Below are 12108 nucleotides of genomic sequence, written 5' to 3'. Positions count from 1 at the left end.
GCTGTTTTCGGAAACGAGCGCAAGCAAATTTCGCTGATGCACTCATCAAGAGAATTTGTAACTCACCAATCGCCGATCGTCGCCTGAATAAGCGCGAGTGCGGCAACGGCGGCAGTGTCGGCGCGCAGGATGCGTTGACCCAGCGGAATGGCGGTGACGAACGGCAGCTTGCGCAGGGTTTCGCGCTCCGCATCCGAGAACCCGCCTTCCGGCCCGATGAGAACGCCGAGCGGCCCGCGCGGCAGACTTTGTAGCAGCGGCAGCGGGTTATGGGTATCATGACCTTCGTCGCAGAAGATCAGGCGCCGGTCCGGATCCCAGCCATCCAGCAGTTTCTCGAGCCTGACCGGCTCGCGCGTTTCCGGGATGGCCAGAACGCCGCATTGCTCCGCCGCTTCGATGGCGTTGGCCTCGATCCGATCCACGCCGATTCTGGCGACCTGCGTGTGCTGGGTAATCACCGGTTGCAAAATGCCAGCACCCATTTCGACGGCCTTTTGCACGAGGTAGTCGAGCCGTCCCTGTTTGAGCGGGGCAAAGCAGTAGATGAGATCGGGTGATTCCGGCTGCCCCCGCGTCAATTCGAGCGGCTCCAGCGCCAGCTTCTTCCTGCTTTCAAAGCGCAGGGCAGCGCGCCATTCGCCATCCCGACCGTTGAAAACGAGGATTTCATCGCCATCCTTCATCCGCAGCACGTTGGCGAGATAGTTGACGGCTTCCGCCGGGGCGTCCGCCCGCCTGCCGGCCGCCAGATCCGCGGTAATATAAAGCCGTTGCATTCTGTAATTTGCGCGCATGGGAGATGGATGCCAGAGAGGGGATGGGGCGGTCAAGCAGGCGATGTCAGCTGAGAGGCGGCAGGCGCCGTTTTACCGGCGAGGATTTGACGATGGAGGTATTGGTTTCGGCCTTTTCCGCCAGCCGGTCGAGCAGCGTATCCAGCTGTTCCATGGTGCGGAAATGCAGCTTGCCGACAAAGCAATCGTCGCCCGTCACCTTGTCACATTCGGTGATTTCAGGCATCTCCTGGATCAGCCGCTCGACAATGTGCAGCATGCCGGGCAGGGGCCTGACCCGCACGATGGCCGTCAGATTATAGCCGAGCGCCGCCGGGTCGATATCGACGGTGAAGGCGCGGATCACCTTCTTTTCCTCGAGCCGCCGCAACCTCTCGGACACGCTGGGAGACGAGAGCCCGACTTTCTGGCTCAGTTCCTTCAGCGAGATTCGCGCATCTTCGATCAGGATACCGAGGATGGTCTTGTCCATTTCATCGAGCATAGCAACCTCGTAAGGCAGATCAGGCGTTTTGCCTGCATTAAACAGGTCGAGTGAATTTTACGCCTTTTTCCATATATATCAAATTGCCATTGCTCCGAATAGTCTCGTGGTGCGAGACGAAAGGACAAGTGGCATGGAACGGGATATGGCGAGAGGCAGCGTGGAAATGACCGCTGCGATGATGATTTCGGGTACGATTGGCTGGTTTGTACTGATGTCCGGTCAGCCGGTCTTATCCGTCGTGTTCTGGCGCTGCGCCTTTGGTGCACTGACATTGCTCGGCGTTTGCGCCGCACTCGGTCTGCTGCGTCCGAATGTTATTTCTTTGAAGCTGTTCGGCCTTGCTGTTCTTGGCGGCATCGCCATTGTGCTCAACTGGGTTCTGCTCTTTGCCGCCTATTCCCGTGCGTCCATTGCCATTGCGACGACGGTCTACAACGTGCAGCCGTTCATGCTCGTCGTGTTGGGCGCCCTGATCTTCAAGGAGAAGCTGACATTCACCAAGCTGTTCTGGCTGGCGGTCGCATTTGCCGGCATGCTGCTGATCGTTCAAGCCAAGCCCGGCGGCGGCTACACGGGCACGAACTACATGGCCGGTATCGGCCTGTCGCTGGGTGCAGCCTTCCTCTACGCCATCGCATCCATCGTGGCCAAGCGGCTGAAGGGCACGCCGCCGCATCTGATTGCGCTGATTCAGGTCTGTGTCGGCATCGTGCTGATGGCGCCGCTTGCTGATTTCAGTGTCATGCCGAAAGGCGCAGCCGAATGGGGCAGCATCCTCACGATCGGTGTGGTCCATACGGGATTGATGTACATTCTGCTCTATAGCGCCATCCAGAAGCTGCCGACCCATCTCACGGGATCGTTGTCCTTCATCTATCCCATCGCTGCCATTCTGGTTGACTATTTTGCCTTCGGGCATCAGCTGCAACCGATACAGTTCCTGGGTTCCGCAGCCATTCTCGTCGCAGCGGCCGGCACCAGCCTTGGATGGAAGCTGGGCCGGTCGGTGCCGGCCAGTGTCAAAATCTGATCGCGGATACCACTTGATTGCCACACTGTATTTGTTCTATATGCGACTAAAGAGCATATTGTGTCTGACGGATATAGAGCAGGAACATGGAACTCCGCGCACTGAAACGCAGCGATATCGAACAGGTCTGGACCATCGATCGCCGCGAGATCATTGAAAACCTTTATGCGCTGCGGGGCGGCAAGCTCGTCCTGCACGCGGAATATTTTGATGTTCCCGGCTGGGAAGAAGGCGAGGCGGAGAAATACACGCCCCTGCTGCAGGAAAGTTTCGATCGCGGTGGAAAATTCTTCGGCTTTTTCGACGGCGATACACTGGCGGGCGTTGGGGCCGTGGATACCATCTGGCGTGGCTCCGGGAAGGATCTCCTGCAGTTGAGTTTCCTCCATGTCGGCAATGACTATCGCGGCCGGCGCCTGGGTATGCAGCTCTTTGAGCATTGCAAGGATGTTGCCAGGGAAATGGGTGCACGGGGGCTGTACGTTTCTGCGATACCATCCGAAAACACGGTCAATTTTTACCGGCGTCTCGGGTGTGTCGTATCGGAAGCGCCAGACGCGGAGCTGGCGGCCCTGGAGCCGGACGACATTCAATTGGAATGCATTTTCAAGTAGAATAATGCATATGAGTTATATCCCCAGAACAACCGGGATATAACCGGCGGCCAAAGCCCGCACCGTCGAGGGCGGTGTCAGCAGGCTGATATCCTTTGTGGGCGGCGGGCAGGCCGCATAGCCATCCCACGACCAGAGATAGGTCTGGCCCTGATAGACCAGATAGGCATTGTCGCCGGAGGCGATCATGCTGCCGTCCGGCAGGTCCAGGATCGCCGTTGCAAGCGGGTGGTGTTTCTTGCCGCCGTTCCCCTCGAGGCGCTCCCCGTGCAGCACGCGATCCATTTCCGGCGCCGATGGTTTGGCCGCGCCATCGGCCCATGCGGCCTGAAAAGCCTTCGCCCGTTGCCGCTGGCAATAGAAGCATGGGCGGTGTCCGGCGCTGAGCGCCGTCGCTTCATCGAGGAAGAACAGCTCGGTCCAGCTTTGCAGCGCCATGACGGCGCGCCGGACGTTCTTGAATTCGCAGACGCAGATGATCCACGCTCTCGTCGACCAGCGCCGTTTCAGCAGGGTGCGGGTGGACGGGTCGTGGATGATGCCGCGATTGCCCATGAAGGTCCCGCGCTGGGGAACGGCGGTGATATCGCCGAAGGGGGTGACACGGTTTTGCAGGGGCATTTGATGGCTTCCGGCTGTGAGGGGTCCATGCTATCGCAGGATCATCGTCAATGCGATCATCAGGCAGGTAGAATGCGCGTTCTTGTCGTACAGAATTATCAGAATACCGGATTGGGACTGGTTGGACAGGCCTTGGCGGAGGCCGGTGCACAGATTGATCTGGTGCAGGCCCATACCGGTGAACCGCTGCCTGCCGATGATGCGGGTTACGATGCACTGATCTCGCTCGGCGGCGATCAGAATGCCCTTGCCGATGGCCAGTTTCCCTATCTTCCCGCGCTTGCCAGGTTGATCCGCCGCTTTGGCGATGCGGACAAGGCGGTGCTTGGCATCTGCCTGGGCAGCCAGCTTGTCGCACGCGGCTATGATGCCGAAAACATTCTCGGACGCCCGCAGGAATTCGGCTGGCATGCCGTCACGGCGACGGCCGAAGCGGCAGCCGATCCCGTGCTGTCCGCTGTCCCCCACGCCTTTCCGATCTTCCACTGGCACAGGGATACATTTTCCCTGCCGGAAGGCGCTGTGCATCTCGCCTCGAGCGCGATGACCCGCAATCAGGCCTTCCGCATCGGGCGGGCGGTGTACGGCATCCAGTTCCACTTCGAGGCGGACACTGCACTGGTCGAGGAATGGCGGCATGTTTTTCACGACGAGATCATGAGGGACAACCCGGTCTGGCTTGAAAACTATCCGGCGCGGGTCGCGGAAAGTGGCGCTGCTGCCGATGCCGCGGGTCTTGCTTTGGCGCGCGCCTGGGTCGCGCTGATCTAGCGGCGGGCGATTCAGTTGCATCTGTGCAACAGGCAAAATTTGAATCAAATTGCCCCGTCGGTATTCATGGGGAGCGTGGCTTTCGTTCACTTGCTGGAAAGAATTGTGCGCTGTAGTTGCCGGGCCGGTTAGCTGGCATGAAGCCAGGCCGTAGAGACTGATGGAAACGCCCGAATGACTATGAAAAGTGCCGCCCTTTTGACCGCAATGATGCTTGCATCGATCCTTTTCATGGGCGCCGAACTGGTATCGGTTGATGCCGGAGGCCGCACCGTATCAAGCGACGGCTACGGAATCAGCTCCGCCTCGCGTTAAGACTTGTTCTAGACAATCGCTTCCAGAAAAGACTTGCCTTCAGCGTCGATCTTGATGGCGCTGAGGCGGCCGCTGGCATAGGCGCCGGTATCGAGATTGACCCGGTTCTGCCGCACTTCCACATCGCTGGCCGGTGTATGGCCATGCACGACAACCTTGGAATGCAACCGGGGATCGTCGAGAAATTCCCAGCGAATCCAGATCAGATCTTCGGGATTTTGCCGGTCGAGATCAACGCCGGGCCTGATGCCGGCGTGACAGAAGAAAAAATCGCCCAGTGTCATCGAGCGCCGCAAGCCGCGCAGAAACTCCACATGGGTTGCCGGCACGGCACGCAGCAGGGCGGAGCGTCCCGCCGATACCGAGGCCGGATCGTCAAAATCGATCGTCACGCCATAGGAGCGCGCCGTCTGCCGGCCGCCATGCCGGGCGAAGATCCCATTGATGTCGCCGGTAGCCAGAAAATCCAGAAATCCGATATCGTGATTGCCCGCCAGCGTCAGCATGCGGTGATTCTTCCTCTGGGCATTGACCAGATAGTCCAGCACCCCCCTGGAATCCGGGCCCCGATCCACATAGTCGCCAAGATGCACCGCCACCCAGTCGAACGGCGGCGACTTGGCGTTTTCAGCCAGAATGCGCCGGTGCATCTCCTGCAGCAGATCGAGGCGGCCATGCACGTCGCCGATGGCATAAACCCGCAGGCGGTCGGGACCGCGCGCATGCTTGAAGTCGACTGTCTTCATGGGCGGTCCAGCTCCCTCTGCCTGCGCCGCAGCCGCGACGTTTCCTGCCAGGCATTGCTGCGTGCCGCGTCCTTTTGTGCCTGTTCGATAAAGTCGATGTGCCTGTGCACGGCAGCCCGCGCCCCCTCGGGGTCTGACGCCATGATGGCATCGGCGATGGACGTGTGCTGTTGCAGCAGCTTTTCCCGGGCGCCGGGAAAACCGTAGATGATCGTACGATTGTAGAACACATCGTCGGCGAGAAGCCGGTAGCACGACCGCAGCGTGTGCAGCAGAATGATGTTGTGGGCGCATTCCCCGATGGTGCTGTGCAGTTCGACATCCAGCTCGGCTTCTCTCTTGAAGTCATCGGTCTCGTAGGCGCGCTGCATCGCGTCAACGATCCCGCGCAAAAGCAGGCGGTCATCATCCGTTGCCCGGCGGGCGGCATAATCCGCTGCGATGCTTTCAATCTCCCGGCGGTATTCGAGATAGTCCGCCGCGGCCTTCGGATGGCTCGAGATCAGGTCCATGACCGGCTTGGAAAAAACCTCGCCGATGACATCGGCAACGAACGTTCCGCCGCCGTGGCGGACGACAAGCAATCCCTTGGCCTCCAGCACTTTGAATGCGCTGCGCAGGATCGGGCGGGAGACATCGAATTGTACGGCAAGGTCCCGTTCGCCGGGCAAACGGTCGCCCACGCGCAGAACACCCTCAAGGATCAATGTTTCGATCTGGCTGACGATGTCGTCGGCCGTTCGGGAAGATTGGATGCGGGCAAAGACCGGGCTGCTCATGTTGAAAGTCGTCCGCAGGAGTGATGTGTCGTGCCAGCGTATCGGCAAATCACGAAACTGGTCAATTCTTTGATCCAGTGGGCAAGCGTCGCATAGCCGCAGCCTTCCGGCGTAAAGGAACATTGAAAGGGCCGGTCATTGCGTTCACCATCTTGTGAACAGTCTATACCAAGGGGCCGATATGAAGGGGAAAAGACTGAAAACCGCAGCGGCGTTTTCAAACTCCGCCACGAGTCCGGGTGTGATGGGCTTTCCGGGGCATGCGGAGCGTTCCGTGGCGCTGGGAGAAGTGCATGCGCGGCCCTATCCATTGATCGATACGCCGCGCATTCTTATCCAGCTTGCATTCATGACCGAGGGTGGTTCCACCGTCGATCATGCGGTTCTGGCGGAACTCAGCCGCAGCATAGGTGTCGCCTCTCCGGCGCGCGATGCCCGTCACCACATCATGCCCTGGGGCAATGGCACGCTGCGCTGGGAGCGGCACACGGAATTCTCGACCTATCTGTGGGAAGGTCCGCTGCCGCGCACCGGCCAGGCTGCACAGCATCCCTTCGGAGAGGGCTTCAATCCGCCCGGTACGGTGATCGACGGTGTGCGGCTGGAGATCATCCGCAAGGATGCCGGCGCCGCGGCTTTGATCGAGGCATTCGATCCGACCAGCCTCTGCTACAGCGATGTCGAGAACGGACTTGCTTCCATCGTGACGGATTTCCGGCAGGACGGCGACGGGATGACCCGCATTCTCATCCTCGACAACGGCCTGTCGCCCGCCCGCGCCGGCGCCTTGTCGCAGCGTGTGATCGAAATCGAGACCTACCGTACCCTCGCCATGCTCGGACTGCCGCTGGCGCATTCCCTGTCGCCGCGCATTCGCCGCATCGAAGACCGCCTGGCGGGCCTGACGACGGAAATGCGCGCGCCGGATGCCGACAATCACAAACTGTTGGACGAGTTGACATCCCTTGCGGCGGAACTCGAAGCCGATGCGGCCTCAAGCCTCTACCGGTTCGGGGCGAGCCGGGCCTACAATGGCATCGTGCTGGAACGGCTGGCAGCGCTGCAGGAAGAGCCGGTGACCGGTTACGAAACCTGGGCGGCGTTCATCCAGCGGCGCATGGCGCCGGCCATGCGCACATGCCATTCCGTTAGCGGAAGACAGGAAAACCTGTCGGAAAAGCTGTCGCGCGCCGCCACGCTGCTGCGCACGTCGGTTGATGTGGAACTGGAACGGCAGAATCGCGATCTCTTGAGCTCGATGGACCGGCGCGCGCAACTGCAATTGCGCCTGCAACGGACGGTGGAAGGCCTGTCGGTGGCCGCGATTTCCTACTATGTCGTTGGCCTGTTCTATTATCTAGCCAAGGGTGCCGAGGCCTATATGCCGGAACTGCACTCGTCGGTTGTCACCGCGGCTTTCGTTCCCATAGCGATCCTCGCCATGTGGTTCGTGGTGAAATCGATCCGCAGATCGCACAAGGATGAATGATCAGACCCGGTCCCACGGCGCCACGGGGCCGTAAAGGCCCGCGAGATAGTCGATGAACACCCGCACCTTTGCCGGGAGAAACTGCCGCGAGGGATAAATCGCATAAATCGCGATATTATGCGAGGCGGCATAGTCGGTCAGCACACGGACAAGCTGGCCGGCGGCAAGTTCCGGCCCGATGTCCCAGGTGGAGCGCAAGGCTATGCCAAGTCCGCCAAGCACCGCGGCGCGCACCACTTCACTGGAATTGGTCAGGATCGGCCCGGTCGGGCGCAGGGATACGCTGCCATCTGGTCCGTTCAACCGCCAGGGGTCGCCGTTGTGGGCGGCGAGGCAGATGTGGTTGTCGAGATCGGCAATGGAGCGCGGGGCTCCGTGTTCTGCGATATAGCGCGGCGACGCGACAAGATACCGTTGCACCGGCGCGAGCTTGCGCGCCACCAGGCTGGAATCGGACAGTTCGGCAATGCGGATGGCAAGATCATAGCCTTCCCCGACGATATCGACGAATTCATCCGTCAGCACGAGATTGATGGACAGATCGGGATTGGCCCGCATGAAGGGTTCGAGATGCGGCGCAATATGCATGCGCCCGAACGTGGTGGGCGCCGAGACTTTCAGCAGGCCATGTGCCTGTTCGGAACGGCGCGATACGAAAGCTTCCGCTTCCTCGACGCCCGACAGGATCGCCAGGACCCGCTCGTAATAGCCTTGCCCCGTTTCGGTCAGGGCAATCTGCCGGGTGGTGCGCTGCAGGAGGCGCGTGCCCAGCCGTTCCTCAAGCCGCCGCAGCCGCTTGGAAATGACGGCGGGCGATACGCCGAGCTCCCGTCCTGCCGCGGACATGCTGCCCGATGAAACCACGCGCGCAAAAATTTCCATATCATTCAGATGATCCATCGGCGCACTCTTTCCGCGGGATCAGCACAAGGTCAAGCCCCTGAAGGGCCTGTCGCCCGGCGATAGACGATGGCGCGCAGCAACGGAACGCAGGGAATGTACAGCAGCGCGCCGGAAATCCAGACAAAGCCGCTCCAGTCGGTCGGGGTGGCCGCGTAGATGGCGGTAAACGCCATCGGCCCAATGATGCCGGTCAGGCTTGTCGCGCTGGCGAGGATGCCCTGGACTTCGCCGAGCCTGGTTTCATCCGCCTGCCGCGTGATGATCGACTGGAGCGCGGGGCTGGCGATGCCGCCCATGGACAGGAAGACAAGGATCGGCAGGACCATCCAGCTCTCGCTGGCAAAGGCCATCAGCACATAGCCGATGCCATCCATGCCCATTCCGAGGATCAGCGTGCGCCTTTCGCCGAGTTTTTCAGTGATGGGACCGGTAAGCAGCCCCTGGACGAGCGCATGGCAGAGGCCGAATGCGGCGAGTGAGAGACCGACAGTCGAAACGCTCCAGGCGAACCGGTCCTGCGTGTAGATGATCCACAGCGCTGCGGGGACCTGACCGACGAGCTGCATGAGGGTGAACACGACAATGAGCGGCGTCAGGCTTTTGATGCCGGTCGCCCAGCGGAAACCACCCAGCGGATTGAGGTTTTGGGCCGCAAACGGCGCTTTCACACCTTTTCTGGTTTCCGGCAGGCAGAAGAGCGCGAGCAGGAAGTTGACGCCGTTGAGCGCCATGGCCAGCAGAAACGGGTAGTGGATGCCGAATCCTCCGGCAATGCCGCCGAGCAGGGGACCGGCGATGAAACCGAGGCCGAAACAGGCGCCGATCATGCCGAAGCGCTGCGCGCGGCCGTCTTGCGGGGTGATATCCGCGATGGCAGCGCTTGCGACGGACATGGTTGCGCCGGTGACCCCCGAAATGATGCGGCCGATATAGAGCAGCGGCAGCACCATGGCTGACGCCATGACCAGATAATCCAGCGTCGCCCCGGCCAGGGAGACAAGGATCACCGGCCGCCGGCCGAAGCGGTCGCTCAATGCGCCGAGCAGTGGCGCGCACAGAAACTGCATCAGCGCATAGAGAGCGAGGAGAATGCCGTAATGCGCGGCAACGTTGTCCGCATGCGTCAGCCCCGTCAGCAATTCCGGCAGGACGGGCATGATCATGCCCACGCCGACAGCATCAAGGGTAACAGTCGTCAGAATCACGATCAGGGATTTGTCGAAAGTCATGGATAACTCTTATTTATCATTGATAAGTAGATGGACGCATATCCCTTATCGGTGATAAATTGTCAAGCATGGCAAAACGAAGTGATATCAAATTGCAGCGCGAGGCGGTCATCAGGGCCGCTCTGGATCTGCTCGGCGAAACCGGGGTCGATGGCCTGACCACAAGACGCATTGCGGCGGCTTTGGGTGTTCAGCAGCCGGCATTGTACTGGCATTTCAGGGACAAGGCCGCCTTGCTCGATGCGCTGGCCGAGGCCATCCTGATTGAAAACCACAGCCGCTCCCTGCCGCTGCCGGATGAGGACTGGCGGCATTTCCTGATCGAGAATGCGCGCAGCTTCCGGCGCGCTCTGCTCGCCTACCGCGACGGAGCCAGGGTCCATGCCGGGTCGCGGCCCAGTCCGGCACTCTATCCCGCTGCGGAAGCGCAGCTCGGTTTCATGGTTGCCGCAGGATTTGATAGTGTGGCAGCCGGGTACATCCTGCAGGCGGCCGGGCATTATGTCGTCGGTTCGGTGCTCGAACAGCAGGCCGCCATGGCAGCAAACAGTCTGCCGGACCACGGGACAGGGGCCGATCTGGTATCGGAAATAGGCACGCAGTTTCCGCTGCTCGGTCAAGCCTTCCGGAAGCTCGAAAATGTCTCGCCGGATGAAGGTTTTGAATTCGGGCTTGTCGCGCTTGTTGCGGGTTTTGAAAGTCTGCTGTGAGACGCGTCACTTTGGCTGTGTGCCACCTCCGTTCAACAGTTTAGACTGTTTACAAACTCGAATGGACACTGGTAAACATAATTTACCAGTTGATGGAGTTTGCTGGGAGGAGGTTTCATGTCCGGATTGGTGATGCCGAAGGCCGATGCGGCGACCATGTCGCGCCGCAAGGAGATCGTTGCTGCCTTGCAGGCCATCGTTCCGGGTGAAGGCGTTGTCGACGTTACCAACGAAATGCGCGCATTCGAATCCGATGCACTGACCGCCTATCGCCAGCTTCCGCTCGTCGTCGTCCTGCCGCAGACCGTGCGGCAGGTTTCGCAAATCCTGAAATATTGCCACGACAACAATGTGAAGGTCGTGCCGCGCGGGTCGGGAACATCGCTGTCCGGCGGCGCCCTGCCGCTCGAAGACGCCGTGCTGCTGGTCATGTCGCGTTTCAACCGCATCCTTGAAATCGATTATCCCAATCGCGTCGCTGTCGTGCAGCCGGGCGTGACCAATCTCGGCATCACCAAGGCGGTGGAACACGAAGGTTTCTATTACGCGCCGGACCCCTCATCGCAGATCGCCTGTTCGATCGGCGGCAATGTCGCGGAAAATTCCGGTGGCGTGCATTGCCTGAAATACGGGCTCACGGCCAACAATGTCCTCGGGCTGGAGATGGTTCTGATCAGCGGCGAGGTCGTGCGGCTTGGCGGCAAGCATCTCGATTCGGAGGGCTATGACCTGCTCGGCCTGATGACCGGCTCGGAAGGGCTGCTCGGCGTGGTGACGGAAGTCACCGTCCGCATCCTGCAAAAGCCCGCAACGGCGCGGGCCTTGATGGTCGGTTTCCCCTCAAGCGAAACCGCCGGGCAATGCGTTGCCGATATTATCGCTGCGGGCATCATTCCGGGGGGCATGGAAATGATGGATCGTCCGGCGATCCATGCTGCCGAGGATTTCGTTCATGCAGGCTATCCGCTTGATGTGGAAGCGCTGCTGATCATCGAACTCGACGGTCCGGCGGTGGAGGTCAACCACCTGATCGACATGGTCGAGAAGATCGCCGGCAGGAACCGCGCGTCCTCCTGCATCATATCGCAGAGTGAAGAGGAAAGGATGACGTTCTGGGCGGGCCGCAAGGCGGCCTTTCCGGCCGTCGGGCGCATTTCACCGGATTACCTCTGCATGGACGGCACGATTCCGCGCAAGGAACTGCCGCAGGTTCTGGCGGGCATGCGCGCGCTTTCGGAAAAATACGGGCTGCGCGTCGCCAATGTCTTCCATGCGGGGGACGGCAATCTGCATCCGCTCATCCTGTACGATGCCAATATTCCCGATGAGCTGCGCAAGGCGGAAGATTTTGGCGCCGATATCCTGCGGCTGTGCGTCAAGGTGGGCGGCGTTCTCACCGGTGAACATGGCGTGGGTGTCGAGAAACGTGAGCTGATGCCGGAAATGTTCAACGAGATCGATCTCAACCAGCAGATTCGCGTGAAATGCGCCTTCGACGACAAGCACCTGCTCAACCCTGGAAAGGTTTTTCCGCAGTTGCATCGCTGTGCCGAATTGGGACGCATGCATGTGCATCGCGGCCAGCTGCCCTTTCCCGATATTCCGAGATTCTGATCG

Annotated in this window: 14 protein-coding genes; 7 read left to right on the top strand and 7 right to left on the bottom strand. The window is 60.4% G+C overall.

Features of this window, described 5'->3' with window-relative positions:
• Positions 1-62: 62 nt before the first annotated feature.
• Entirely contained in the window at positions 63-797 is a 735-nt protein-coding gene (locus ACZ25R_RS17690; RefSeq protein WP_472461735.1) for a 16S rRNA (uracil(1498)-N(3))-methyltransferase, read from the bottom strand.
• A gap of 46 nt (positions 798-843) precedes the next feature.
• Complete coding sequence (locus ACZ25R_RS17685; RefSeq protein WP_472461734.1) at positions 844-1281, bottom strand: Lrp/AsnC family transcriptional regulator; 438 nt, start codon at positions 1279-1281, stop codon at positions 844-846.
• 133 nt (positions 1282-1414) lie between these two features.
• Between ACZ25R_RS17685 and ACZ25R_RS17680 the strand changes: the two genes are divergently transcribed.
• Both ACZ25R_RS17680 and ACZ25R_RS17675 read left to right on the top strand, forming a co-directional pair.
• Complete coding sequence (locus ACZ25R_RS17680) at positions 1415-2314, top strand: DMT family transporter (protein WP_472461733.1); 900 nt, start codon at positions 1415-1417, stop codon at positions 2312-2314.
• Between the two features lie 86 nt (positions 2315-2400).
• Positions 2401-2928: a GNAT family N-acetyltransferase gene (locus ACZ25R_RS17675; RefSeq protein WP_472461732.1), complete on the top strand. Its 528-nt coding sequence runs from the start codon at positions 2401-2403 to the stop codon at positions 2926-2928.
• 15 nt (positions 2929-2943) lie between these two features.
• Here ACZ25R_RS17675 and ACZ25R_RS17670 read toward each other — a convergent pair whose 3' ends face one another.
• On the bottom strand, positions 2944-3549 hold the full coding sequence (locus ACZ25R_RS17670) for a hypothetical protein (protein WP_472461731.1): 606 nt from the start codon (positions 3547-3549) through the stop codon (positions 2944-2946).
• A gap of 72 nt (positions 3550-3621) precedes the next feature.
• Here ACZ25R_RS17670 and ACZ25R_RS17665 point away from each other — a divergent pair, with 72 nt between their 5' ends.
• Positions 3622-4320, top strand: coding sequence for a type 1 glutamine amidotransferase (locus ACZ25R_RS17665; protein ID WP_472461730.1), 699 nt, complete (start codon positions 3622-3624; stop codon positions 4318-4320).
• 174 nt (positions 4321-4494) lie between these two features.
• On the top strand, positions 4495-4635 hold the full coding sequence (locus ACZ25R_RS17660; RefSeq protein ID WP_165401767.1) for a hypothetical protein: 141 nt from the start codon (positions 4495-4497) through the stop codon (positions 4633-4635).
• A gap of 8 nt (positions 4636-4643) precedes the next feature.
• Here ACZ25R_RS17660 and ACZ25R_RS17655 read toward each other — a convergent pair whose 3' ends face one another.
• Together ACZ25R_RS17655 and ACZ25R_RS17650 are read right to left on the bottom strand one after the other, a co-directional pair.
• Complete coding sequence (locus ACZ25R_RS17655) at positions 4644-5381, bottom strand: metallophosphoesterase (protein WP_464662790.1); 738 nt, start codon at positions 5379-5381, stop codon at positions 4644-4646.
• Positions 5378-6160 carry an FCD domain-containing protein gene (locus tag ACZ25R_RS17650; protein WP_472461729.1) on the bottom strand — a complete coding sequence of 261 codons (783 nt, stop codon included), beginning with the start codon at positions 6158-6160 and terminating at the stop codon, positions 5378-5380. The genes ACZ25R_RS17655 and ACZ25R_RS17650 overlap by 4 nt, the downstream gene beginning before the upstream one ends.
• Positions 6161-6341: 181 nt before the next feature.
• Between ACZ25R_RS17650 and ACZ25R_RS17645 the strand changes: the two genes are divergently transcribed.
• On the top strand, positions 6342-7649 hold the full coding sequence (locus tag ACZ25R_RS17645) for a DUF3422 family protein (protein ID WP_472461728.1): 1308 nt from the start codon (positions 6342-6344) through the stop codon (positions 7647-7649).
• On the opposite strand, the gene ACZ25R_RS17640 is transcribed toward ACZ25R_RS17645, so the two are convergent.
• Together ACZ25R_RS17640 and tet are read right to left on the bottom strand one after the other, a co-directional pair.
• The gene (locus ACZ25R_RS17640; protein WP_223611704.1) at positions 7650-8549 is read right to left on the bottom strand and encodes a LysR family transcriptional regulator; all 900 of its coding nucleotides are present in this window, start codon (positions 8547-8549) and stop codon (positions 7650-7652) included.
• A gap of 32 nt (positions 8550-8581) precedes the next feature.
• Positions 8582-9781 carry a Tet(A)/Tet(B)/Tet(C) family tetracycline efflux MFS transporter gene (gene tet / locus ACZ25R_RS17635; RefSeq protein ID WP_472461727.1) on the bottom strand — a complete coding sequence of 400 codons (1200 nt, stop codon included), beginning with the start codon at positions 9779-9781 and terminating at the stop codon, positions 8582-8584.
• A gap of 68 nt (positions 9782-9849) precedes the next feature.
• Here tet and ACZ25R_RS17630 point away from each other — a divergent pair, with 68 nt between their 5' ends.
• Positions 9850-10491 carry a TetR/AcrR family transcriptional regulator C-terminal domain-containing protein gene (locus ACZ25R_RS17630; RefSeq protein WP_472461726.1) on the top strand — a complete coding sequence of 214 codons (642 nt, stop codon included), beginning with the start codon at positions 9850-9852 and terminating at the stop codon, positions 10489-10491.
• Positions 10492-10608: 117 nt separating this feature from the next.
• On the top strand, positions 10609-12105 hold the full coding sequence (locus tag ACZ25R_RS17625) for an FAD-linked oxidase C-terminal domain-containing protein (RefSeq protein WP_472461725.1): 1497 nt from the start codon (positions 10609-10611) through the stop codon (positions 12103-12105).
• Positions 12106-12108: the final 3 nt, after the last annotated feature.

The organism is Phyllobacterium sp. RCAM01083 (assembly GCF_055685835.1).
This window is presented reverse-complemented; position numbering and strand designations above follow the sequence as displayed.

What these genes read in the sequence shown, in the direction of transcription:
- ACZ25R_RS17690 (WP_472461735.1), bottom strand. Translation starts at nt 797, where the DNA reads ATGCGCGCAAATTACAGAATGCAACGGCTTTATATTACCGCGGATCTG.
- ACZ25R_RS17685 (WP_472461734.1), bottom strand. Translation starts at nt 1,281, where the DNA reads ATGCTCGATGAAATGGACAAGACCATCCTCGGTATCCTGATCGAAGAT.
- ACZ25R_RS17680 (WP_472461733.1), top strand. Translation starts at nt 1,415, where the DNA reads ATGGAACGGGATATGGCGAGAGGCAGCGTGGAAATGACCGCTGCGATG.
- ACZ25R_RS17675 (WP_472461732.1), top strand. Translation starts at nt 2,401, where the DNA reads ATGGAACTCCGCGCACTGAAACGCAGCGATATCGAACAGGTCTGGACC.
- ACZ25R_RS17670 (WP_472461731.1), bottom strand. Translation starts at nt 3,549, where the DNA reads ATGCCCCTGCAAAACCGTGTCACCCCCTTCGGCGATATCACCGCCGTT.
- ACZ25R_RS17665 (WP_472461730.1), top strand. Translation starts at nt 3,622, where the DNA reads ATGCGCGTTCTTGTCGTACAGAATTATCAGAATACCGGATTGGGACTG.
- ACZ25R_RS17660 (WP_165401767.1), top strand. Translation starts at nt 4,495, where the DNA reads ATGACTATGAAAAGTGCCGCCCTTTTGACCGCAATGATGCTTGCATCG.
- ACZ25R_RS17655 (WP_464662790.1), bottom strand. Translation starts at nt 5,381, where the DNA reads ATGAAGACAGTCGACTTCAAGCATGCGCGCGGTCCCGACCGCCTGCGG.
- ACZ25R_RS17650 (WP_472461729.1), bottom strand. Translation starts at nt 6,160, where the DNA reads ATGAGCAGCCCGGTCTTTGCCCGCATCCAATCTTCCCGAACGGCCGAC.
- ACZ25R_RS17645 (WP_472461728.1), top strand. Translation starts at nt 6,342, where the DNA reads ATGAAGGGGAAAAGACTGAAAACCGCAGCGGCGTTTTCAAACTCCGCC.
- ACZ25R_RS17640 (WP_223611704.1), bottom strand. Translation starts at nt 8,549, where the DNA reads ATGGATCATCTGAATGATATGGAAATTTTTGCGCGCGTGGTTTCATCG.
- tet (WP_472461727.1), bottom strand. Translation starts at nt 9,781, where the DNA reads ATGACTTTCGACAAATCCCTGATCGTGATTCTGACGACTGTTACCCTT.
- ACZ25R_RS17630 (WP_472461726.1), top strand. Translation starts at nt 9,850, where the DNA reads ATGGCAAAACGAAGTGATATCAAATTGCAGCGCGAGGCGGTCATCAGG.
- ACZ25R_RS17625 (WP_472461725.1), top strand. Translation starts at nt 10,609, where the DNA reads ATGTCCGGATTGGTGATGCCGAAGGCCGATGCGGCGACCATGTCGCGC.